Raw genomic sequence first — 21,491 nt, forward strand, 5'->3', positions numbered from 1 at the left:
CTGTCTACCGTCTGGGAGAACCCTGCACCGGGTTCGACAATCCCGAAACCCGGAGGATCACACAGTGAAGATCTCTCGCATCGCCCAGGTGGGCGCTGTCGTCGCTGTCGCCGCTCTCGCCCTCGCCGGCTGCTCGTCCAACTCGGACGCCGGCAGCGGCGGCACCGCCAGCAGCTCGACGCCGACCCCCACCGACACCGCCGTCACCTTCGCGGTCGACCCGAGCCTCAAGGGCACGATCACCGCCGGTGGCTCGAGCGCTCAGGCGAACGCGCAGGCTGCCTGGACGGCTGCCTACAACGCCCAGGTCGCGGGCGTCACGATCAACTACGACAAGTCGCAGGGCTCGGGGGGTGGCGTCACCAACTTCCTCAGCGGCGCCTACGACTTCGCCGGCTCCGACGCTCCCCTCAACGCCGACCAGACCACGCAGTCGGCGGCGCTGTGCACCGAGGGCGGCCTCAACATCCCCGTCTACCTCGACGGCGTGGCCATCATCTTCAACATCCCCGGCGTCACGAGCCTCAAGCTCAGCGGTGCGACGATCGCGAAGATCTTCAACCTGCAGATCACCGACTGGTCCGACCCGGCGATCACGGAAGACAACGGCACGGCCCTCCCCGCCGGCGCCATCACGACGGTCGCGCGCTCGGACGGCTCGGGCACGACGCAGAACTTCACCAACTACCTCGCCGCGACGCAGGCCGCCGACTGGCCCTACCCCGCCGGCAAGGACTGGCCGGTCCAGGGCAACGTCTCGAAGCAGAAGGGCGGTTCGGGCGTCGTCCAGACCGTTCAGGCCGGCGCCGGCACCATCGGCTACGCCGACCACTCGGCCATCGGCACGCTCCCCTCGGCGGAGATCATCCAGGACGGCACCGCCATCGCCTTCAGCCCCGAGGCCGTCTCGGCGACCTTCGAGGCCGCAGCCGTCCCGGCGCCCAACGGCGTCACGGGCGACCTGTCGCAGAGCTTCGACTACTCGAAGCTGACCGCCGACACCTACCCGATCCCGCTGGTCTCCTACGCGATCCTCTGCTCGACCTTCAAGGACTCGGCGCAGGCGAAGCTCGCGACCAACTACCTCGGCTTCGTGACGAGCACGGTCGGCCAGGAGGTCGCCGTGAAGAACGCCGGCTCCGCCGCCCTGCCCAGCTCGATCCTCGAGCAGGCGCAGGAGACGCTCGCCAGCATCAAGTAATCCCACAGGGGCAGCCGCGCCCCGCAGCCGGTCTGCCCCGCCCGAGACGATGCTCGGGCGGGGCAGACCCAGGCTCAGGACCAGGCAGCCCCTCCCGCCGATCCGCGAGGACCGGCATCCCGCACCAGAATCTCGCCCATCTCATCGCCCGAATGAGGAACCGAGCCGATGCGAAATCCCGAGGAACGCACATGACCAGCGCGACCGCCACCCAGACGCCGCCGCCGACCAAGAAGCGGCTCAAGCGCCGCGCGGGAGACTCCGTCTTCCTGGGGCTGTCGACCGCCTCCGCGGTGTCGATCCTCGTGATCCTCGCCGGCGTCGCGATCTTCCTCATCCTCCGCGGCCTTCCGGCGATCACGGCCAACTGGGCGGACAACCCGTCGCTCAGCGCCATCCAGAACCCCGCGCAGGTGCCCTGGACGAGCTTCTGGGAGTATGTCGGACCGCTCCTCTGGGGAAGCATCTGGGCCGCCCTCATCGCGATGGTGCTCGGCACGCCGGTCGCCATCGGCGTCGCCCTCTTCATCTCGCACTACGCGCCTCGCCGTCTGGCGAGCGCGCTCGGCTACGTGATCGACCTGCTGGCCGCCGTGCCGTCCATCGTCTTCGGCCTCTGGGGCATCATCGTGATCCGCCCCCTGCTGCTCCCGCTGTCCGACTTCCTGAGCACCTACTTCGGCTGGATCCCGCTCTTCGAGGGACCCGTGTCGTCCACCGGATCGACGATGCTCGCCGGTGGCGTCGTGCTCGCCATCATGATCCTCCCGATCGTCACCTCGATCACCCGCGAGATCTTCCTCCAAACGCCGCGCCTCAATGAGGAGGCGGCACTCGCCCTCGGCGCCACGCGCTGGGAGATGATCCGCCTCGCGGTGCTGCCGTATGCGCGCAGCGGCATGGTGTCGGCCACGCTGCTCGGCCTGGGTCGCGCACTCGGTGAGACGATGGCCATCGCGCTCATCATCTCGCCCTCGATCATCTACTCGGTCAAGCTCCTCACCGACGGCTACAACTCGCAGACGATCGCGGCCAACATCGCGCTGAACTTCCCGATCTCCGACGACATCCAGCGCTCGGCGCTCGTCGGCACGGGCCTCATGCTCTTCGTCATCTCCTTCGGCGTCAACATCCTCGCCCGCTGGATCGTCGGCCGGTCCGGCCCCGCGGCGACGCGAAAGCCGAAGCGTCGCAAGGAAGGAGCGGCGGCGTGACCATGACCCCGCAGCTGCGCGCCCCCGAGACCGCCCCCGCGGCGAGCTCCTCCCTCAAGAGTGGACGGCTCCCCCGCTTCGTCGAGCCGATCTTCGCCGTCGGCTCGGCCGCCCTGATGGCCGCGGTCGTCTTCCTCCTGACGCAGGATTTCCCGGTGGGCCTCTGGCTCTTCCTCACGGCGATCCTCTACCTGATCGTCATCGCCATCGCGTCCTCGATCGTCGAGAACCGGCGCAAGGCCACCGACCGGGTCGTGCGCGGCCTCGTGATCTGCGCCTTCCTCCTCGCGGTCATCCCGCTCGTCTCGGCGCTCGTGACCGTCATCGTGCAGGGCGCCGCGGTCGTGAACTGGCAGTTCATCACGAGCGTGGGCGGAACGCAGTTCAACCCCGAGACGCTCGAGGTCACCTACCAGCCGGGCGCCCTCCAGGCAATCGTCGGCACGCTCATCATCACGGGCATCGCCACGCTCATCTCGGTGCCGATCGGCATCATGACGGCGGTCTACCTCGTCGAGTACGCGCAACCGAACAACCCGCTGCGCCGCGCCATCACGTTCCTCGTCGACGTCATGACCGGCATCCCGTCGATCGTCGCGGGTCTGTTCGCGTTCTCGCTGTTCTCGCTCATCGTCGGACCGAAGGCGTTCTCCGGCTTCTCGGCATCCATCGCCCTGTGCGTCCTGATGATCCCGATCGTCGTGCGCTCCACGGAGGAGATGCTGCGGCTCGTGCCGAACGAGCTCCGCGAGGCGGCGTTCGCCCTCGGCGTGCCGCGGTCGCGCACGATCATCCGCGTCGTGCTGCGCACGGCCGCGAGCGGCATCGTGACCGGCGTCGTCCTCGCGATCGCCCGCATCATCGGCGAGACCGCCCCGATCTTCATCGCGGCCAGCTACACCGACGCGCTCAACCTCAACCCGTTCAACGGTCCGATGCAGACGCTCGCCGTCATGGCGTACACGAACTACAGCTTCCCGACGACCGACATCGCCGCCTCGCAGGCACAGGCGTGGGGCGCGGCGCTGCTGCTCGTCATCCTCATCGTGATCTTCAACTTCATCGCCCGCATCATCGCGACCGTGTTCGCGCCGAAGACCCGCTAGAAAGGCACCTCACGTGTCCAAGAGCATCGACGTCAACGACCTCAACGTCTACTACAGCGACTTCCTCGCCGTCGAAGGCGTCTCCATGGAGATCGCCCCCCGCTCGGTGACGGCGTTCATCGGCCCGTCCGGCTGCGGCAAGTCGACCTTCCTTCGCACGCTCAACCGCATGCACGAAGTCATCCCCGGCGCACACGTGAAGGGTGAGGTCTTCGTCGACGGCGAGAATCTGTACGCGCCGGGCGTCGACCCCGTGCTCGTGCGTCGCCAGGTCGGCATGGTGTTCCAGCGCCCCAATCCGTTCCCCACGATGTCGATCAAGGAGAACGTGCTCGCGGGGGTCAAGCTCAACAACAAGCGCATCTCCAAGACCGACGCCGACGACCTCGTCGAGAAGTCGCTGCGCGGCGCCAACCTCTGGAACGAGGTCAAGGACCGCCTCGACAAGCCGGGCGCCGGGCTCTCCGGCGGACAGCAGCAGCGCCTCTGCATCGCACGGGCCATCGCCGTCTCCCCCGACGTGCTGCTGATGGACGAGCCCTGCTCCGCGCTCGACCCCATCTCGACGCTCGCGATCGAGGACCTCATCGAGGAGCTCAAGAGCGACTACACGATTGTCATCGTGACCCACAACATGCAGCAGGCCTCGCGCGTGAGCGACAAGACGGCGTTCTTCAACATCGCCGGCACGGGCAAGCCCGGCAAGCTCATCGAGTACGCCGACACCCCGACGATCTTCACCGCGCCGTCCGTGCAGGCGACCGAGGACTACGTGTCGGGTCGCTTCGGATAAGCCCTCAGGGGCTGGATCAGTCGCGGGGGCTCAGCAGGTAGCGGTTGATGGATGCCGTCAGGCCGGCGTCGACGGGGATCGCGATGCCGTCCACCTCGGTGATGGGGGCGGCGAGGCGCACGCTGGAGAGGAGCCACGCCGCGTCGGCCTTGACGAGGTCGGCGACCGGGATGGTCTCGTAGCCGACGTCGTGGCCCTCCGCCCGAAGGTGGTCGAACAGGCTCAGCTGCGTCGTGCCGTGGAGGATCGCGCCCGTCGGCTCGGGCGTGACGAACCGGTCGCCGAAGCGCAGCACGACCGACGCCGTGGGCGCCTCGAGCACGAGTCCGTCGCTCGACACGAAGATCGCGTCATCGGCTCCCCTGCGCCGCGCTTCGCGCAGCGCCGCCATGTTGACGGCGTACGAGAGGGTCTTGGCGCCGAGCAGCAGCCAGGGGGCGCGCGCGGGTGCGCCGCTGTCGTACCCGCGGTCGAGGGTGACGACGCGGATGCCGCGGGTGCGCGCCGTCGTGTTGTCGGCGGCCTGCGCGACCGTGACCCATGCCGTCGGCGCGGGTCCGTGCTCGACTCCGCGGCTCAGGATGAGCTTGATGACGCCCTCGCCCTCGGCTGGGCTCTCGGCCGCCGCGAGCTCGATCGCCTGGCGCCACTGCGCGGCATTGGGCGCAGGGAGGTCGCACAGCTGCGCGGAGTGCGCGAGGCGCTCCAGATGGGGGCCGACCTCCTGCGCGTGCCCGTCGACGACGCCGATCGACTCGAAGATGCCGTCGCCGCGCTGGGTGCTCAGCTCCCCCACGCTCAGCGCCGGTGTCGCGGGATCGATGATCCGGAACGTGCCGGAGAAGTCGGTGCGGGGATCGTCGGATGCCGCGGGGTCGATCATGAGGGCGAAGCGCCAAGCCATGATCCGAGCCTAGAGAAAGAAGTTGCCGGGCCGCAGAACGCCTCTCGGCGCAAGGCCGCTCAAAGCGGCAGAAGATGGAGCCCGGGGTTACTGCGGCCCGGCTATGCCAGTGTAACGGAGCCCGCGCCGTGTGTATTCCGATCGTCCGAAATCGACCCTGGACACGCCGGCCACCAGGCGAGCAGAGCCGGCCGCCCGCGGAAACTCAGGTCAGGGCGTCCCGTCGCCATAGCGCCGCGCACGCCGAAAGGTCGGCCGCGTAGTCCGACAGCCGCAGAGCCCGCGTCGTGAACGCCGAGGCGCGCTCGGGCTCGGTGCGCTCGTAGTCGTCGGCGAGGTGCGTCGCGCCGGACGCCTGCACGCGGGAGAACGCCGCGGCACGGTCGAGCGCGACGGCGAAGTCCCCCTCGAACAGACCCCGCAGGATCGTGTCCACGAGCGTCACGAGCTCGTCGGGGCCGGCGGGAACCGGCGCCCCGGCGACGACGGGATCGGCGGAGCGCAGCTCGGTGCGACCCCGCTCGTAGAGGAGCGCCGCCGTCTGGGGATCGTCGTGGATCATGAGCTGCAGCAGGTACAGCCGCCACAGCGCCCCCGGCAGGGTCTTGGCGGGCGAGCGCGACCAAAGCTCCGCGATGTCGTCGATGCCGTGCTCGTCGGTGAACGCGACGAGCCGGTCGACGACTTCGCCATCGGGGTCCTGGCGGACGCGGGTGAGGAGCGCCTGCGCCGTGGAGTGCGCGACGCGCGACACCTCGGCGGGATCCTCCGCCGCGAAGAGGCGGTCGAAGAGCTCCGCGGGTCGCCGCACCGGCTTGTGGAAGTCCCTGGAGTCGCTCACCGGATCCAGGCTACCGGCCGCGACCAGCACCCGGGCCTCCGCCGCAGCCTCCTCCTCGGCCGCAGCCGGCCCCCGACTCTCCGCCGACTCCTGACCCCCGGCGGCGACCAGCACCCGGGCTCCCGCCCGGGCCTGGTCGCGCATCGCCGCCATCCACGGCAGGCACATCGTCAGGCCTGGTTGATCCGGATGTGGTTGCCGGCGGGGTCGCGGAAGGCGGCATCCCGGGGCCCCCACGCCTGCTCGATCGGCTCCTGCAGCACCTCCGCGCCCGAGGCGCGCAGTCGCTCGAAGGTCGCGTCGAGGTCGTCGGTCGTGAAGACGTACGGGCCGGGGCCCGAGCCCTTCACGACGAGGCGCGTGAGCGCATCGCCGTCCTCCGGCGAGCGGCCCGCCGAGGGGTCGGACACGACGAGCGCGAGGCCCGCCTGACCGGGGAAGCCGAACGACACCCAGCGGTGTCCGTCGTAGGAGACGTCGTTGGCGACCTCGAGGCCGAGTCCGTCGCGGTAGAACGGGATCGCGGCCTCGACGTCGTCAACGGTGATGGGGCTGTAAGCGAGTGAAACGGTCATGGATGCCACGCTAGGACGCGTCAGCCCCGGGTGCTTCTCCGATCCTGCTCGGTTCGCCAGAGGCTTGTCGGGCAGGCGCAGCGCCCAGGGGCAGGGCGCAAGGCGCAGGCGCTCAGGCGTAGCGTGTGGGCCGCGTCAGGATCTTCGCGACGCACAGCGGCATCGCCTCGGCCGCGTCGTGCGGCCGCGATCGGTACGACGAGGGTGTCTCGCCGACGATCTCGGTGAACGTCGAGCTGAAGGAGCCCAGCGACGTCGCGCCGACGGCGGTGCAGGCATCCGTCACGGAGGCTCCGGCCCGCAGGAGCGCCATCGCCCGCTCGATGCGCCTGGTCATGAGGTACGAGTACGGCGTCTCACCGTAGGCGGCCTTGAACTCTCGCGAGAAGTGCGCGGGCGACATGAGCGCCTTGGCGGCCATCGTCGGCACATCGAGCGGCAGGGCGTAGTCGCGGTCCATGAGATCGCGCGCGCGCCGCAGGTGGACGAGAGTCTGAGCGGTCTGCGCGGATGCCACGACCTCGAGGCTACCGGCCGGGTCGGACGTCGGGCGGGCCCGACGTCACGCGGTCGGGATCGTGAGGATCGGATCCGACGACGGCTGCCCTGTCGGCGAACCGCCCGCGGGCTCGACCGTCACGGCGATGGTGTCGCCGGCCTGCATGGAGCCGTCGAGGAGCGTCGTGGCGTCGCCCGCGCGATCGGTGTCGAAGACGCCCGCCGAGACCGGCGTGCCGCCGCGCACGAACCACAGCTCGTAGGTCTGCTTCGCGCCGGCCTCGTCGAGCCCGTCGGTCACGAGCACGGCCTTGCCGGACGACGGCGACCAGTGCGCCGTCGCCGTTCCGCCGCCCTCGACCTGCACGGTCGCCGACTGCGAATCGGCGGCCGCCTCGATCTGGTTGAGGGCGCGCACGTCCGCCGGCTCGCGCAGTCGGTCGCCGAGATAGGCGACGCCCGTCCCGATCGCGATCAGGAGGACGAAGGATGCCGCGAGCGCGAGCAGCCCGCGCGTCCAGGTGCGCCTCGCCGCCGTCTGGATCGCCTCGGTGGAGGTGGGCGGCTCGACGACGTCGCGCACGGTGGCCGGCTCCGCGGCCGCCCCGAACGGCTCCGGAGCGGGGTCCTCGAGCGGCTCGAGAGCCGGGTCCTCGAGCGGCGGCGCGACGAGGGGCGAGGCATCCGGAATCGCGTCCGCGACGTCCGCCGTGACTTCGACGGCATGCCGGTCGGCGCCGGAGATCTGCGCGAGCAGCGCGGCGCGCACGCGCGCCGGCGGCTCGACCTCGGCGACGGATTCCGCGAGCTCGGCGACGGTCGCGGCATCCGCATCGAGGATCCCCGCCCATTCCGGGTGCTGGGCGAGCGCCTCCTGGAAGGCGCGCTCGTCGTAGATCGTCAGGGCGCCGAGAGCGTGGCCGGCGGCCAGCTCGGCGAATTCATGCACGTTCACGCCGTCACCCCCAGCTCTGTACGCAGGCGCGACAGCCCGTCGCGCATTCTCGTCTTGATCGTTCCCAAGGGCGACCCCACGAGGGCCGCGATCTCACTCTGGCTGTACCCGCCGTAATACGCGAGTGTGATCGCCTCTCGCTGGACCTCGGGCAGTGCCGCGATGGCCCGTGCGACCCGGCGTCCTTCGATGCGCAGCTCGGCCTGCTCGGCCACGCCGTCATGCGGGACGTCGAGATCGCGAAGGCCCACGCGCGTGTCGCGGTCGGCGCTCGCCTGCGACGACCGAACCCGGTCGACAGCACGACGATGCGCGATCGTGAGCACCCACGCCCTTCCCTGTCCTTTGTTCGGAGCGAAGCGCTCGGCGGATTGCCACACCTCGAGGAACACCTCCTGCAGCACCTCCTCGCTCTGCGCGCGATCCACGAGGACGCGCAGGATGAGGCCGAAGACACGCGGGGCCATGAGGTCGTAGAGGCGCGCGAAGGCGGTCTGCCCGCCCGCGGCGACCTCGACGAGCAGGTCGGCGACGTGGTCGACGACGGCGCCCTCGTCCGGGACGTCCACTCCATCGATCACCACATCCATCAGCATGCCGCAGCCGCTCCCTTCTCCCTAGTCGATCCGCGCGGCTGTTTCAGCCGAAGGTGAATGAGTAGACTGCGACGCCGGGCGACACCGTCACGTCGAGCACGGCATCCCGGCCCCCTACTCCGCGCGCCACCTCGTAGGAGCGCGGCGTCCCCGACACCGACACGACGCTCTCCGCTCCCCCGTCCAGGCGCACCCGCACCTCGCCCTCGCCCGAGAGCACCATTCGCACCTGATCGGCGTGGAAGCGGAGACGGATGCCGCCTCCGCCGGGTCCCGACGGCTGGGCGTACTGCGTCGCGATCGTCCACCCTCGGTCCAGGGCGAAGGAGTCGGCCGGCTGGTCGGCGGGAAGCGCGAAGTCGGCCGAGCCCTGGCCGTAGCGCTCGGCGCCGGCGAAGTTGACGTCCTTCGACGATCCGAGGAAGGTCTCGCGCGTCGTTGAGCCCACCTGCGGCGTGTCGTCGGCGACCTCCGTCGCCAGCGGGAGCGCGGCATCCGGATCGGCCTGCGTCAGCAGCTCGCGGATGAGCTTCTCCGTCGCCGCGTAGTTCCCCTCGCCGAACGCGATGTGACGCACGACGCCGTCCTTGTCGACGAGGTAGTGCGCGGGCCAGTAGCGGTTGCGGTACGCCGTCCAGGTCGCGAGGTCGTTGTCGAGCGCCACCGGATAGGTGATGCCGAAGTCGCGCGCACCGGCGGCGACGTTCGCCGCATCCTTCTCGAACGCGTACTCGGGCGAGTGCACGCCGATCACCTCGAGACCGAGGTCACGGTATGCACGGTCCCAGGCGACGACGTGCGGGATGCTGCGCTGGCAGTTGATGCAGGAGTAGGCCCAGAAGTCGATCAGCACGACCTTGCCCCGGAGATCGGCGAGATCGACGGGCGCTCCGCCGGGTGTATTGAGCCACTGGTCGATGCCGCGGATCGCGGGCGCGGGTCCGCAGGACTCCAGCTCCGTCGCGGCGTTGGTGCACTGCGAGAGCTGCTCGTTCTCGGCCGTCACGAGACCGCCGAGGTCGAGCGCCCGGCGGGCCTCGTCGTTGTCGGTCAGGTCGCGCTGGGCCGCCGCAGTGTAGTCGGGCACGAGCCGCTGAAGCAGCTGCGGCACGTTGAAGACGAGGCCGACCGCGAGCGCGAGCATCGCGATCCCCGCCGCGATGCGCAGCCCCCGCTCCCTCGTCCGGAAGGCGCGGATGCGCTCGATGAGCGTGCGCCCCGCGAGGGCGAAGAAGAGCAGCGGCACGGCGACGCCGACCGCGAAGGACGCCGTGAGCAGCACGGTGTCGATCCCGATGCGTCCCGTCGAGCCCGCGACGATGATGGCGGCGAGGACGGGACCCGCGCACGGTACGAAGACAGCCCCGAGCGCCAGGCCCACCCCGAAGCCGCTCCCCCGGTTGGACACCTCGCGGCGCGGGATCCACTGGAACGGCCGCTCGAGCAGCTGCTCCACCTTCGGCACGATGAGCCCGACGCCGATGAGCACGAGCACGGCGATGCCGATCCAGCGGATGACGTCCTGCGGCAGATTCAGCGCCCCCAGCACGAGGGAGCCTGCGAGGGTGACGATCGTGAAGCTCGTCACGAGCCCGAGGATCACCAGATACGGGCGGGCTCGGGATGCCGGAGCCGGCTCCCCCTCGAACCGCGCCGACTGCGCACCGCCGGTGAGGAAGATGACGGGCAGCACGGGCAGGATGCACGGCGAGATGCCGGTGATGAGACCGCCGAGCAGTCCGATGATGACGAGCGACACGAGCCCTCCCTGATCTGCCGGTTGTTCGCGCCGAGGTCGGGTTCGGATTGGGCCCGGAATTCGCCGGGGAAGTTTCCAATCCGATCCGGCGGGAGTCTCGAACAGCCCCATGTACGCCGCCTTCGCGGCGCACCACCCGGAGCACCGGGGTGTCCACACAGGGCCCGTGCGGGCCTCGATCACGGAGGAACTCATGCTCACGAAGAAGACCCACCTCGCCGCCGGCCTGTCGCTCGCATTCGCGGCGGCCCTCGCGCTCTCCGCCTGCTCGGGCAGCAGCGCCGGATCGGATGACTCGATGGAGTCCTCCGCGCCGACGACGCAGTCGACCCCGTCGGAGACGATGGACACGATGGACCCGGCCGCCAACCTCGTCGGCCCCGGCTGCCAGGACTACGCCGCCGCCGTGCCGGACGGCGCGGGCTCGATCCAGGGCATGTCGCAGGACCCGGTCGCGGTCGCGGCATCCAACAACCCGCTCCTGACGACGCTCGTCTCGGCCGTCAGCGGACAGCTCAACCCCAACGTGAACCTCGTCGACACCCTCAACGGCAGCGAGTTCACCGTGTTCGCGCCCGTCGACGACGCCTTCGCCAAGATCGATCCCGCGACGATCGAGGCTCTGAAGACGGATTCGGCGACGCTGTCGTCGATCCTCACGTACCACGTGGTCCCCGGCCAGATCGAACCCTCCGACATCGTCGGCACGCACACCACCGTGCAGGGCTCCGACCTCGAGGTGACGGGCAGCGGCGACGACCTCATGGTCAACGACGCCAAGGTCATCTGCGGCGGTGTTCAGACCGCGAACGCGACCGTCTACCTCATCGACACGGTGCTGATGCCGCCGGCCCAGTGATCCAGCGGATGAGGGGCGTCCTGCGCGGGCGCCCCTTTTCCGTGCCCGGCGCACAGCAGGATGGGTGACGTGCCGATCACCATCATCGGAGCAGTCCTCCTGCTCGTGAGCGGGGCTGCCGTGGCGTTCGGCGTCATGCCGGCCGCGGACGTGCTCGCGATCGGGGATCGGGTCTGGCCGATCCTGCTGTTCGTGCTCGCGATCACCGTGGTCGCGGAGCTCGCCGCGCTCGCAGGTGTCTTCGATCTCGCGTCGGCCTTCCTCGCCCGGCTCGCCCGCGGACGAGTGTGGCTGCTATGGCTGCTCGTCGTGGCGCTCGCCGTGGTCGCGACGGCGTTCCTGTCGCTCGACACGACGGCCGTGCTCCTGACTCCCGTCGTCATCGCGGTCGCCCGCGCCCACCGTCTCGATCCGCTCCCCTTCGCATTCACCACGGTGTGGCTCGCCAACACGGCCTCACTCGCACTCCCGGTCTCGAACCTCACGAACCTGCTCGCCGTCGAGTCGTTCGGCGGCGACGCCCGCTCGTTCGTCGCCCTGCTCGGAGCGTCGGCCCTCATCGCGATCGGCGTCACGGTCGCCCTGCTGTGGATCGTCTTCCGCCGTCGCTTGCGCGGCCGGTTCTCTCCGGCGCCCGGCCCGGTCATCGGCGACCGGGTGCTGACCTGGTGCGCGGGCGGTGTCGTCGTGCTGCTCCTGCCCCTGCTGGTTTCGGGCATCCCCCCGTGGATGCCGGCCCTCGCCGCCGCCGTCGTGCTCGGGGTGCTCTACGCCTGGCGGTTCCCCCGCGCGCTGCGCTTCTCGCTGCTGCCGTGGCAGCTGATCGTCTTCGCGAGCGGGCTCTTCCTCGCCGTCGGCGTGCTGGAGTCGCTCGGCGCGCAGACCGTACTGCAGGCGCTGAGCGGCAGCGGTGACGACCCCGTCGAGCTGTGGCGTCTGTCCGGGGTCGGGATGCTGGGCGCCAACGCCGTGAACAATCTGCCGGCCTACCTCGCCCTGGAGGGGGTCGCCGACTCGCCGGCCCGGCTCGCGTCCCTCCTGATCGGAGTCAACGCCGGCCCGCTCATCACGCCCTGGGCGTCGCTTGCGACCCTGCTCTGGCACGAGCGTCTCCGCGCCGTGGGAGTGACCGTCTCGTGGGGGCGGTTCGCACTGCTCGGGCTGGTCGCGGCTCCGCTGACGGTCGCGCTGAGCGTCCTCCCGCTCGCGTGGAGGTGAGAGACCCCACGGCGTCCTCGACGGCAGGCGTCTACGCGAAATCGGCGCCCCCGGAAGGGCGCCGATTCCACGCGTGGGCCCCGTGGGGCTCGAACCCACGACCCGCGGATTAAAAGTCCGATGCTCTACCGACTGAGCTAGAGGCCCGCGACGTACAAGCCTACTTGGCCGGATCGATTGGGTCGTCCGGCGGGTCTTCCACGCGTCGCGAGGCAAGTCAAGTGCCTCCGGGAGGGCAGCGCGCGCGGGTAGGTTCCACCCCATGGGAGCTTTCGCCGGTGCCCGACCGGCCCACAGCGAACGGATCGACGACACATGACCGATCTGCGCTCTGCCGCGGGCGTCAGCACCGGCGACATCCTCGACGGCCGCTATCGGCTCGACGAGACGATCGGCGAAGGCGGGATGGCGCGTGTCTACCGCGCAGAGGACCTCGCACTGGAGCGTCCCGTGGCCATCAAGGTCATGCGGGGCCCGACGGAGGGGACGCCGGCACGCGACCGCGTCCGGTCGGAGACGACACTGCTCGCGGGCCTCAGCCACCCGTCGCTCGTGACGCTCTACGACGCGCACATCTCGGCCGAGAAGCCGAGCTATCTCGTGATGGAGCTCGTCGAGGGCAAGACCCTGCGCGACCGCCTCGACGCCGGCGGTCCGCTCCCGCCCGACGAGGTCGCCGCGCTCGCGGTCGACCTCTCCGAGGCCCTGCATGTCGTGCACGAGAGGGGCATCGTCCACCGCGACATCAAGCCGGCCAATGTGCTCCTGTGGCCGTCACCCCTCCCTGATCGGGAGTTCCGCGCGAAGCTCACCGACTTCGGCATCGCCTACCTCCTCGACGCGACGCGTGTCACCTCCCCCGGCACGGTCATCGGGACGGCCGCCTACCTCGCGCCGGAGCAGCTGCGCGGCGAGAAGCCGTCGCCCGCTGCCGACATCTACGGCCTGGGACTCGTGCTGCTCGAGGCGCTCACCGGCACCCGCGCCTTCCCTCATGCGGTCGGGCACGAAGCCGTGCTCGCACGCCTCGCCGTCTCCCCCAGCATCCCCGACGATCTACCGGGAACGTGGCGCGCGATGCTCACCGCCATGACCGCGTCCAACCCCGCACGTCGTCCGACGGCGCTCCAGGTCGCCCTGGCCGGCACCGCCCTCCGGGAGCGGCATCCCTCCACCGGCGAGGTGCTCGCGGCCTTCATGGACCCCGCCGCCACCGCTCCCGAGGCGATCCCCGCGCCGCCCCCGCTGCCGGATCCGCCGCCCGCCCCGCCGACCGAGGTGCTGTCACCGACTCCGGCGCACCACTCCGAGCCCGCGCCCAAGCGGGGCCGTGTCGCGCTCATCCTCGCGGGCATCGTCGCGCTCGTCATCGCAGCGGCGTTCGCCATCGGGGTCGCGGCCGCCGTCACCTCGGCAGAGCCGGAGCCGATACCCACCCTTCCCGCCGTCCAGGAGCCGCTCGGAACGCACCTCCAGGACCTCCTCGAGACGGTGACGCCCTGATGCGCGCGCGCCTGATCGCACCCGTCGCCGGGATCGTGCTCGCCCTCTCGCTGGCCGGCTGCGGATCCACCCCCTCGGTCACGGACGCGACGGCGACGCGGATGCAGGCATCCGTCGTCAGCATCGCTCAGGCGGCCGCCGACGGCGACGCCGCCGCCGCCGTCACGCAGCTCGACGGACTGCAGTCGCAGCTGGATGACGCGGTCCAGCACGACCAGGTCACCGCGGCGCGCGCCGCGCGCATCCAGTCGGCAATCGAGGTCGTGCGCGCCGATCTCGCCGCGCTCACTGCGCCGGCACCGACGCCGGAGCCCGTCGCGACGACCGCCGACACCCCGGCGACCACGACCCAGGACACGAGCGGCAGCGGCGGCGGCAACGACAAGAGCGGCCCGGGCAAGAACAGCGGCAGCGGCAAGGGCAAGGGCAAGGACAAGGGCTGACGCGCCCAGTCTCCGCCGGCTAGGGATGCCGCAGACCTACACCCCTGAGTCGGCGAGCTCCGCACCGGCGTGCGCGAGCTCGGCGAGCGCGGCGTCGCTCGTCTCGGCCGCGACGCCCGCGACGAGGTCGGTCAGGATGCGGACGTGCCGCCCGTGCTCGATGGCGTCGAGGGCAGAGGCTCGCACACAGTAGTCCGTCGCGATCCCCGTGACGTCGACATCGACGACGCCGGCGGCGTCGAGCAGGTCGCTCACGCGCTCGCCCGCGTCGGTCGTGCCCTCGAAGAGCGAGTAGGCGGGCCTTCCCTGCCCCTTCTTGACGTGGTGGGTCACCGCCCCCGTGTCGAGCCCCTCGTCGTACTCGGCGCCCGCCGTGCCGCTCACGCAGTGCACGGGCCACGTGTCGATGAAGTCGGGCTCGCCCGACGCGAAGTGGCCGCCGTTGTCGTTGTCGGCGTCATGCCAGTCGCGCGACGCGACGATCACCGAGTACTCCCCCGCGTGCGCTGAAAGGAAGCGGGTGATGCGCTCGGCGACGGCGTCACCGCCCGCGACGCCGAGCGCGCCGCCCTCCGTGAAGTCGTTCTGGACGTCGACGATGAACAGTGCCTTGCTCATCCCTCGAGCGTACGCCGAGCGCCCGTGCACCAACTCCTCACGATCCGGCGTGCGACTCGCTCGTCACGGCCTCCCGGGGTGCGGCGGCCTCGGACGTGCGGAGTTCGTGCACGGCATCCTTCCGCCACAGTCGTGAGGGCCACCAGATCGCGCGCCCGATGTCGTACGTCGCCGCGGGGACGAGCAGCGAGCGCACGACGAAGGTGTCCAGCAGCACGCCGAACGCGACGATGAACGCGATCTGCGCGAGGAACAGGATCGGGATGACCCCGAGCGCGGCGAAGGTCGCCGCGAGCACGAGTCCCGCGGAGGTGATCACGCCGCCCGTTGCGACGAGGCCGCGCAGGATGCCGGGTCGCGTGCCATGACCGAGCGACTCCTCCCGCACGCGCGACATGAGGAAGATGTTGTAGTCGACGCCCAGGGCGACGAGGAACACGAATCCGTAGAGCGGCACGGCGGGGTCCGCGCCGGGGAAGCCGAACACGAGGTTGAAGACGATCGCGCTCACCCCCAGCGCCGCTGCGAACGACAGGATGACGCTCAGGATCAGCAGCACTGGGGCGAGGATCGCCCGCAGCAGCAGCATGAGGATCAGGAGGATCACCCCGAGCACGACGGGGATGATGAGCGTGCGGTCGCGGATCGACGTCGCGTTCGAGTCGATGTCGGTCGCCGTCACTCCGCCGACGACGGCGGTCCCCTCGCCGAGCTGCTCGTCGAGGTCTGCGCGCAGCTGGATCACCGTCTCCTCCGCCGCGACGGAGTCGGCCGCGTCGGTGAGGGTGCCGATGACGAGGACGTCGCCGTCCGAGACCGTCGGCTCCGGCGCCGGCGTCCCCGGAGGGCCCTGGGCGGTCAGCACGGCCTCGCCGTCCTTGACCTCGACGGTCGCCTGGCCCGTCGGCGAGTTGGCGGATGCCACGGCCACCGTGTCGATGCCGTCGCTGTCGTCGAGCACGGTCACCGCGTCGGCGAGCTGGTCCTGCGGCACGATGACGTAGACCGGGCTGCCCGACCCCGCCGGGAAGTGCTCGGCGAGCACGTCCTGGCCGTCGCGCGCCTCGGAGTAGCCGAGGACGAGGTCGCTCGACGGCACGCCGTCGGCCTTGAGCTGCAGCATGCCTGCCGAGGCGACCAGCAGCACGATCGTGCTGATGATCCAGACCGGCCGCGAGCGCCGGGCGATGAGCCGCGCCTGACGCGGCCAGAAGCCCTTCACCGGCTGCGTGAGGTCGTCCGGCAGCGGCTTGATGGGCTCCTTCGGGATGAAGGGCCAGAACGCCGAGCGGCCGAAGACCGCGAGCAGAGCGGGGAGGAACGTGAGCGCCGACAGCACGGCGAACGCGATGCCGATCGCGGCGATCGGGCCGAGTGCGCGGTTCGTGGCGAGGTCGGAGAGCAGCAGGCACAGGAGCCCCGCGATGACGGTGCCGCCCGAGGCGAGGATCGGTTCGAACGCTCCGCGCCACGCGCGGGTCGCGGCATCCCATCTCCGCTCGCCATCGGCGATCGCTTCGCGGAATCTCGCGACGTACAGCAGCGCGTAGTCGGTCGCCGCACCGATCACGAGGATGAACAGGATGCCCTGCACCTGGCCGTTGAGCACGACGATGCCGGCCTTCGCGAGCCACCACACCGTGAGCAGCGCGACGCAGAGGGCGAACGTCGAGGTGAGCAGGACGAGGATCGGCAGCAGCGGCGAGCGGTAGACGATCACGAGGATGATGAACACCGCGAGCAGCGCCACGCCGAGCAGGAGCCCGTCGATGCCGAGGAAGCCCTCGACGAGGTCGGCCGTGAAGCCCGCGGGACCCGTGACCCATGACTGAAGCCCGTCCGGAAGGTCGTCGTCGAGCAGCGTGCGGATCGACTCCACCGTGTCGCCGACCTCACCGCTCGCGTCGATCGGCACGAACAGCTGGGCCGCCTCGCCGTCTTCCGAGACGATCGGCGGCGACACGTCCTCGGTGACACCGTCGAGCTTCGCGATGTCGTCGGCGATCGTCTGCAGGTCCGCCAGCTGCGCCTGGGTGAGCGCCGTGTCGCTCTCGACGACGACGAGCGCGGGGATCGTGTCGTTGCCGAGGAAGTCCGGAAGGCGTTCACTCACCTCGGTCGCGTCCGCGCTCTGCGGCAGATACGTCGACTGGTCGTTCGTCGAGACCTCGTCGACCTTGCCGAAGTACGGTCCCCCGATCGAACCGCCGACGAGCCACACGAGGATGAGCAGAACGGGGATGCCGATCCGCAGCCAGCGCGTGGGTGTGCGGTCGGCGTGGTGCGGGGTGCGGAGCTCGCGGCGGGTCGACATATCGCTAGCTTATCTAGCAATCTCCGTTTTCGCTCGACCGTATGCTGAATCGGGTGTTCGCCCCCGTTGTCGCGCTCGCCGGAGCGCTCGTCTACGGATCGGCGGACTTCCTCGGCGGCCTCGCAGCCAGGAGGCTCCGCTCCATCGTCGTGACAGCGGTCGCCGCCGCGACCGGCCTCGTGCTGCTCGTCGTGGCCTATCCGGCCATCGGCGGGGACTGGATCCCGGCCGACATCGGGTGGGGCATCCTCTCGGGATTCACGGGCGCGATCGCGATCGTGCTGCTCTACGCATGCCTCGCGATCGGGCCGATGAGCATCCTGTCACCGCTCACCGCGGTCGTCTCGGCTGTCGCACCGATCCTGTGGGGTCTGCTCATCGAGGGCGAGACACTCTCGGGGATCGGCTACGCGGGCCTCGGCGTCGCGCTCGTCGCCGTCGTGCTCGTCGGATTCATCCCGGGCGAGAAGGCCGTGCGGCCGAGCCTACGCGGACTCCTCTTCGCGGTGGGGGCGGGACTCGCGATCGGCGCCTTCCTCATCGTCATCGACCGCACGAGCGCCGAGAGCGGGCTCGTGCCGCTCATCGTCAACCGGTCGGTGAGCACCGTCCTGACGTCTGCCGTCGTCGGCATCCTGGCTCTCGCGGCCGTGCGGGGCGGACGACGGGCGTCGTCGGTCTTCGCGGCCGCCGGCGCTCGCCTCGGCGCGACGCCGACAGGGCACGCGGACCTCGAGCACGCGGACGAGACGCCCTCGCCCCCACCCCGCGCGGCGGCCGCCCGCGCGTGGTGGCTCGCCGCCGGTTGCGGCGCCCTCGACGCCACCGCGAACGTCGCCATGGTCTTCGCGCTGCGCCTCGGCGACCTGGCGATCGTCTCGGCCCTCACGGCGATGTATCCCGCCGGCACGATCCTGCTCGCGTCCGTCGTGCTGCGCGAGCGCATCGCGGGCGTGCAGTGGCTGGGCCTGGGCCTCGCCCTCGCGGCCGGCGCCATGCTCGCGCTGGCCTGAGCGGCGCGGAGGCCCGATTCATGCCGCGGGCGCGGCATCCATCCCCTGAGTCAGCCGCGGACGAAGAGCAGCACCCACGAGACGATCATCGCGATGAGCCCGAGCGCAAGGAGGCCGCCCGCGAGGAGCGCGACGGCACGGACCGCCGGTGAGCCGTGCGTGAGCCGCATGCGATTGGCCCGACCGCGGCGGTAGAAGATGTCCGCCATGTCGCGGTCGCCGATCTGGTGCGCCTGCTCGTGGGTCAGGACCGCGCCGTTGACGCCGCCGTCCTCGTCGAACCAGCGCACGACGGTGCTGACGTCGCCGTGCTCGACGACGGCGCGGGCCGTGAGCCAGGTGCCGTCGGCGAGCTTGAGGATGAGCGCCAGGAGGCCGAGGAGGAGTCCCGCGCCGATGCCGACCCACGTGAAGATCTCGATCACGGCGTCGATCGCATGCTCCATCGGGTCCGAGCCTACCCGACCCGTTTCGCCGGACAGCCGAGCGGCCCGGGCGGGGACGATCGCTCGCCCCGCCCGAGCCGCTCGTTCTGTTCGGGTCAGCCGCAGGTGTAGGCCGGGTAAGACGTCGTGACCGTCCCCGTCGCCGAGTGGCCGTCGACGACTCCCGAGACCTCCACGGTCGCCTCACCGGGTCCATAACCGGACGCGCGCGTCGTGAATGCCGCGGACGCGCTCTTGCCCGGCTGGATCGTCAGCGACTTCGACCCGTAGGACGTCTTGACCACCGTGGTGACCGCGGTCGCATTGGTGTTGCTCACCGTCACTCCGAGGGTCGCCTTGCCCGCGACGCACCGACCCACGGCCGTGACCGCGACGCCGTCCTCGATGCGCGCGGACGCCTCCGCGAACGACAGGTAGTCGACGTCGAACAGAGCCTCGGATGCCGACCCCACATAGGTGAAGAAGACGTCCGCCGTTCCCGTCGCACCGGTGAGGTCGGCCGAGTAGTCGGCGTACGAGGACCCGTTCCCGGCCGGCACGTCGACCGTTCCGACGACCTGGCCGGTCGGCGAGCCGAGCCGCACCTGAATCTGGCCGCCGGCCTTCGCCGCCGCCCGGAAGCTGACCGACGCGGCGCCCTTCTCCCCGAACGCCACGTTGGAGAGCGCGGTCCACTCGCCGCCGTGCAGGTTGGTGAGCTTCATGCCCTGGTCGTTCGTCGTTCCGAGGAACTCCGTCCGGATGCCCGTGGTGGGGGTGTACGGATCACGCAGGCCGGAGTCCCACGCGATCGTCTCGCCCTCGATCCGCGTGTACGGGTCGAGGTCGGAGACCTGGTCCACACCCGCCATAGTCATCGTGATGGGGCTGATCGTGCCGTCCGGCGCGATCGAGATCTTGTCGATGTGCGTCGAGCGGTACCCCTTCGGTGCGCTGAACTGGCCGTCGTCGATGAACTTCTTGAACACGGTCTGCGCGTGGTACGTGATGTACCAGCTGTCCTTGAACTCGAAGATGGCGTGGTGGTTGTTGCCACCCACTCCGAAGAAGTTCGCCGGGTTGGGCAGGATCTGATCGACGTAGGTGAAGGGCCCCATCGGCGAGTCCGACACCATGTACGCGATATTGCCCGTGCCGACGTTGCGCGTCTGGCCGTCGATCACGAGCCCGTTGGGACGCGCGGTGAAGTTCGTGCAGTAGCTGTAGTAGTACTTGCCGTTGAACTTGTGGATGCCGGAGTCCTCGAAGAGCGCCGGGGCGTTCACGAGCGCAGCCGAGCCGTCGACGCTGGTCATGTCGGCACCGAGCTTGATGACGCGGCCGGTCTTCGGGAAGTCGCTCTGCCCCGTCGGCACGCCGCCGCCGAAGTACAGGTATCCGGTCCCGTCGTCGTCCACGAGCACGGCGGGGTCGAAGAGCCACACGACGTTGTTCGCACCGGCCAGGTTGTTGACGCCGGGCGTGCTGGACGACACGAGCGCCGACCCGTTGAGCGGATCGGTCCACGGACCGACCGGAGTGTTCGAGGTGAGCACGCCGATGCCGCCCGCGCTGTTCGCGTAGTACAGGAAGAACTTCTCGACGCCGTTGATGGTCTTGTGCGCCGCGGAGGGTGCCCACGAGTTGCTCGCCCACGACGAGACGCCGAAGCCGTTGTTCTTTCCGGCGACCTTGATCTGACCGTGGTTGGTCCAGTTCACCATGTCCGGAGACGAGATCACCGTGATGGTCTTGATCTGGCTGTACGAGTTGTCGAGGATGTCGCCGTCAGCGTTCGTCTCGTACCCGTATTCGGCCTTGCCGTCGGCACCGATCCGGTAGGCGTCGGAGGTCATGTACACGTAGACCTGACCGTCGTACTCCATCGCGAACGGGTCGGCCGCGTATTCGTAGTCCATCAGCGGGTTCGCGTTCCCGATCGCCTTCGCGGGGGCGGCGTTGCCGACCGGCTTGGGCGGGTTGGGCGCGCGCTTCCCGATGAGCGACAGGTCATCGACGAAGAAGATGTCGGGAACGACCGTCGCCCCCACGGTCTCGATGCCCAGCCGCGCCGTCTTGAGGTCGAAACCCGTGGCGGGGGCGGTGAACGTGCCGGCGATCTGCGTGAAGAGGAGCGTGTCGGTCGTGCTCCCCTTGACGACGGGCGCCTGCGCGAGGGTCACCGTGTGGCCGGCGCCGTCGCGCAGCGTGAGGGCGAAGGTGACGGTGGAGTCGCCTGCGTCACGGAAGTGGACCCAGGCCGAAGTCGAGTACGACTCCCCCGCGATGAGTCGGGTCATCGGCTGATTGGCGCCGTCGCTGTTCGCCGTGCGCGCGTTGACCTTGAGCGACATCGCGCCCGCGTGGCGCGTCGAGTATCCCAGCGAGAGATTCGCTGTCGTTCCCTGCGCGATCCACGGCGCTGTTCCGCCCTCGATGTTCCCGTTCGTCACGAGTTCGACCGGGTCATCCGCTGCCACCGCCGCGCCCGGCGCGCCCGTGAGCGCCACGCCGGCGATGAGCACCGCGATCAGCGACGTGAGCAACGCCCGTGATCTCTGCTTCTGCATCCCTGCTCCTTGCTGTGCCGCAGCCGTCTTCGGCCGCGCGCACGTCATGTCGATACAACGTTGGAACCGCGCAGCGAACGGCTGGA

20 protein-coding genes and 1 tRNA gene are annotated in these 21,491 nt (G+C 70.2%); 9 read left to right on the plus strand and 12 right to left on the minus strand.

The window, feature by feature from the left end:
* Positions 1-64: 64 nt before the first annotated feature.
* The 4 genes from AAIB33_RS10310 to pstB all read left to right on the plus strand — a co-directional run bounded on the left by AAIB33_RS10310 (position 65) and on the right by pstB (position 4,314).
* Positions 65-1,201, plus strand: a complete 1,137-nt coding sequence (locus AAIB33_RS10310) for a substrate-binding domain-containing protein (protein WP_345799879.1) — start codon at positions 65-67, stop codon at positions 1,199-1,201.
* A gap of 191 nt (positions 1,202-1,392) precedes the next feature.
* Positions 1,393-2,415 (plus strand): phosphate ABC transporter permease subunit PstC, encoded by a 1,023-nt coding sequence (gene pstC / locus AAIB33_RS10315; protein WP_345799880.1) that lies wholly within the window; start codon positions 1,393-1,395, stop codon positions 2,413-2,415.
* Positions 2,416-2,417: 2 nt separating this feature from the next.
* Positions 2,418-3,521, plus strand: coding sequence for a phosphate ABC transporter permease PstA (gene pstA / locus AAIB33_RS10320; protein WP_345803417.1), 1,104 nt, complete (start codon positions 2,418-2,420; stop codon positions 3,519-3,521).
* Between the two features lie 13 nt (positions 3,522-3,534).
* Positions 3,535-4,314: a phosphate ABC transporter ATP-binding protein PstB gene (gene pstB, locus AAIB33_RS10325; RefSeq protein ID WP_345799881.1), complete on the plus strand. Its 780-nt coding sequence runs from the start codon at positions 3,535-3,537 to the stop codon at positions 4,312-4,314.
* Between the two features lie 16 nt (positions 4,315-4,330).
* On the opposite strand, the gene AAIB33_RS10330 is transcribed toward pstB, so the two are convergent.
* From AAIB33_RS10330 to AAIB33_RS10360, 7 genes are all read right to left on the minus strand, one after another.
* Positions 4,331-5,218 carry an aminodeoxychorismate lyase gene (locus AAIB33_RS10330; RefSeq protein WP_345799882.1) on the minus strand — a complete coding sequence of 296 codons (888 nt, stop codon included), beginning with the start codon at positions 5,216-5,218 and terminating at the stop codon, positions 4,331-4,333.
* A 205-nt stretch (positions 5,219-5,423) separates the two neighbouring features.
* Positions 5,424-6,059 carry a DNA-directed RNA polymerase subunit beta gene (locus AAIB33_RS10335; protein WP_345799883.1) on the minus strand — a complete coding sequence of 212 codons (636 nt, stop codon included), beginning with the start codon at positions 6,057-6,059 and terminating at the stop codon, positions 5,424-5,426.
* 170 nt (positions 6,060-6,229) lie between these two features.
* Entirely contained in the window at positions 6,230-6,634 is a 405-nt protein-coding gene (locus AAIB33_RS10340) for a VOC family protein (RefSeq protein ID WP_345799884.1), read from the minus strand.
* Positions 6,635-6,746: 112 nt separating this feature from the next.
* Positions 6,747-7,094: a helix-turn-helix transcriptional regulator gene (locus AAIB33_RS10345; protein WP_345803418.1), complete on the minus strand. Its 348-nt coding sequence runs from the start codon at positions 7,092-7,094 to the stop codon at positions 6,747-6,749.
* 102 nt (positions 7,095-7,196) lie between these two features.
* On the minus strand, positions 7,197-8,087 hold the full coding sequence (locus AAIB33_RS10350) for an anti-sigma factor (RefSeq protein ID WP_345799885.1): 891 nt from the start codon (positions 8,085-8,087) through the stop codon (positions 7,197-7,199).
* A complete protein-coding gene (gene sigK, locus AAIB33_RS10355) occupies positions 8,084-8,683 on the minus strand; it encodes an ECF RNA polymerase sigma factor SigK (RefSeq protein ID WP_345799886.1) in 600 nt (199 codons plus the stop codon). Before sigK ends, AAIB33_RS10350 begins: the two co-directional genes overlap by 4 nt.
* Positions 8,684-8,726: 43 nt before the next feature.
* Complete coding sequence (locus tag AAIB33_RS10360; protein ID WP_345799887.1) at positions 8,727-10,442, minus strand: cytochrome c biogenesis protein DipZ; 1,716 nt, start codon at positions 10,440-10,442, stop codon at positions 8,727-8,729.
* Between the two features lie 193 nt (positions 10,443-10,635).
* Between AAIB33_RS10360 and AAIB33_RS10365 the strand changes: the two genes are divergently transcribed.
* Together AAIB33_RS10365 and AAIB33_RS10370 are read left to right on the plus strand one after the other, a co-directional pair.
* Complete coding sequence (locus AAIB33_RS10365) at positions 10,636-11,301, plus strand: fasciclin domain-containing protein (protein ID WP_345799888.1); 666 nt, start codon at positions 10,636-10,638, stop codon at positions 11,299-11,301.
* Between the two features lie 60 nt (positions 11,302-11,361).
* Positions 11,362-12,519 (plus strand): SLC13 family permease, encoded by a 1,158-nt coding sequence (locus AAIB33_RS10370; protein ID WP_345799889.1) that lies wholly within the window; start codon positions 11,362-11,364, stop codon positions 12,517-12,519.
* A 74-nt stretch (positions 12,520-12,593) separates the two neighbouring features.
* Here the strand turns inward: AAIB33_RS10370 and AAIB33_RS10375 are convergent.
* Positions 12,594-12,666 (minus strand) — tRNA-Lys (locus tag AAIB33_RS10375).
* 168 nt (positions 12,667-12,834) lie between these two features.
* Between AAIB33_RS10375 and AAIB33_RS10380 the strand changes: the two genes are divergently transcribed.
* Both AAIB33_RS10380 and AAIB33_RS10385 read left to right on the plus strand, forming a co-directional pair.
* A complete protein-coding gene (locus AAIB33_RS10380; protein WP_345799890.1) occupies positions 12,835-14,022 on the plus strand; it encodes a serine/threonine-protein kinase in 1,188 nt (395 codons plus the stop codon).
* Complete coding sequence (locus AAIB33_RS10385) at positions 14,022-14,465, plus strand: hypothetical protein (protein ID WP_345799891.1); 444 nt, start codon at positions 14,022-14,024, stop codon at positions 14,463-14,465. Before AAIB33_RS10380 ends, AAIB33_RS10385 begins: the two co-directional genes overlap by 1 nt.
* A gap of 36 nt (positions 14,466-14,501) precedes the next feature.
* Here the strand turns inward: AAIB33_RS10385 and AAIB33_RS10390 are convergent, their stop codons facing one another.
* A complete protein-coding gene (locus tag AAIB33_RS10390; RefSeq protein WP_345799892.1) occupies positions 14,502-15,083 on the minus strand; it encodes an isochorismatase family protein in 582 nt (193 codons plus the stop codon).
* 37 nt (positions 15,084-15,120) lie between these two features.
* Complete coding sequence (locus AAIB33_RS10395; protein ID WP_345799893.1) at positions 15,121-17,397, minus strand: efflux RND transporter permease subunit; 2,277 nt, start codon at positions 17,395-17,397, stop codon at positions 15,121-15,123.
* 53 nt (positions 17,398-17,450) lie between these two features.
* Here AAIB33_RS10395 and AAIB33_RS10400 point away from each other — a divergent pair, with 53 nt between their 5' ends.
* Positions 17,451-18,410 carry an EamA family transporter gene (locus tag AAIB33_RS10400; RefSeq protein ID WP_345799894.1) on the plus strand — a complete coding sequence of 320 codons (960 nt, stop codon included), beginning with the start codon at positions 17,451-17,453 and terminating at the stop codon, positions 18,408-18,410.
* Positions 18,411-18,460: 50 nt separating this feature from the next.
* Here the strand turns inward: AAIB33_RS10400 and AAIB33_RS10405 are convergent, their stop codons facing one another.
* Together AAIB33_RS10405 and AAIB33_RS10410 are read right to left on the minus strand one after the other, a co-directional pair.
* On the minus strand, positions 18,461-18,856 hold the full coding sequence (locus tag AAIB33_RS10405) for a hypothetical protein (RefSeq protein WP_345799895.1): 396 nt from the start codon (positions 18,854-18,856) through the stop codon (positions 18,461-18,463).
* Positions 18,857-18,951: 95 nt separating this feature from the next.
* On the minus strand, positions 18,952-21,405 hold the full coding sequence (locus AAIB33_RS10410; protein ID WP_345799896.1) for a family 43 glycosylhydrolase: 2,454 nt from the start codon (positions 21,403-21,405) through the stop codon (positions 18,952-18,954).
* Positions 21,406-21,491 lie beyond the last annotated feature (86 nt).

The sequence above is a fragment of the Microbacterium sp. AZCO genome (assembly GCF_039614715.1).
Classification (GTDB): domain Bacteria; phylum Actinomycetota; class Actinomycetes; order Actinomycetales; family Microbacteriaceae; genus Microbacterium.

Excerpts from the sequence above, each read along its gene's own strand:
- pstC (WP_345799880.1), top strand. The coding sequence starts at position 1,393 with ATGACCAGCGCGACCGCCACCCAGACGCCGCCGCCGACCAAGAAGCGG.
- AAIB33_RS10405 (WP_345799895.1), bottom strand. The coding sequence starts at position 18,856 with ATGGAGCATGCGATCGACGCCGTGATCGAGATCTTCACGTGGGTCGGC.
- AAIB33_RS10340 (WP_345799884.1), bottom strand. The coding sequence starts at position 6,634 with ATGACCGTTTCACTCGCTTACAGCCCCATCACCGTTGACGACGTCGAG.
- AAIB33_RS10370 (WP_345799889.1), top strand. The coding sequence starts at position 11,362 with ATGGGTGACGTGCCGATCACCATCATCGGAGCAGTCCTCCTGCTCGTG.
- AAIB33_RS10390 (WP_345799892.1), bottom strand. The coding sequence starts at position 15,083 with ATGAGCAAGGCACTGTTCATCGTCGACGTCCAGAACGACTTCACGGAG.
- sigK (WP_345799886.1), bottom strand. The coding sequence starts at position 8,683 with ATGCTGATGGATGTGGTGATCGATGGAGTGGACGTCCCGGACGAGGGC.
- pstA (WP_345803417.1), top strand. The coding sequence starts at position 2,418 with ATGACCCCGCAGCTGCGCGCCCCCGAGACCGCCCCCGCGGCGAGCTCC.
- AAIB33_RS10385 (WP_345799891.1), top strand. The coding sequence starts at position 14,022 with ATGCGCGCGCGCCTGATCGCACCCGTCGCCGGGATCGTGCTCGCCCTC.
- AAIB33_RS10410 (WP_345799896.1), bottom strand. The coding sequence starts at position 21,405 with ATGCAGAAGCAGAGATCACGGGCGTTGCTCACGTCGCTGATCGCGGTG.
- AAIB33_RS10380 (WP_345799890.1), top strand. The coding sequence starts at position 12,835 with ATGACCGATCTGCGCTCTGCCGCGGGCGTCAGCACCGGCGACATCCTC.
- AAIB33_RS10365 (WP_345799888.1), top strand. The coding sequence starts at position 10,636 with ATGCTCACGAAGAAGACCCACCTCGCCGCCGGCCTGTCGCTCGCATTC.
- AAIB33_RS10330 (WP_345799882.1), bottom strand. The coding sequence starts at position 5,218 with ATGGCTTGGCGCTTCGCCCTCATGATCGACCCCGCGGCATCCGACGAT.
- AAIB33_RS10395 (WP_345799893.1), bottom strand. The coding sequence starts at position 17,397 with ATGTCGACCCGCCGCGAGCTCCGCACCCCGCACCACGCCGACCGCACA.
- AAIB33_RS10345 (WP_345803418.1), bottom strand. The coding sequence starts at position 7,094 with ATGGACCGCGACTACGCCCTGCCGCTCGATGTGCCGACGATGGCCGCC.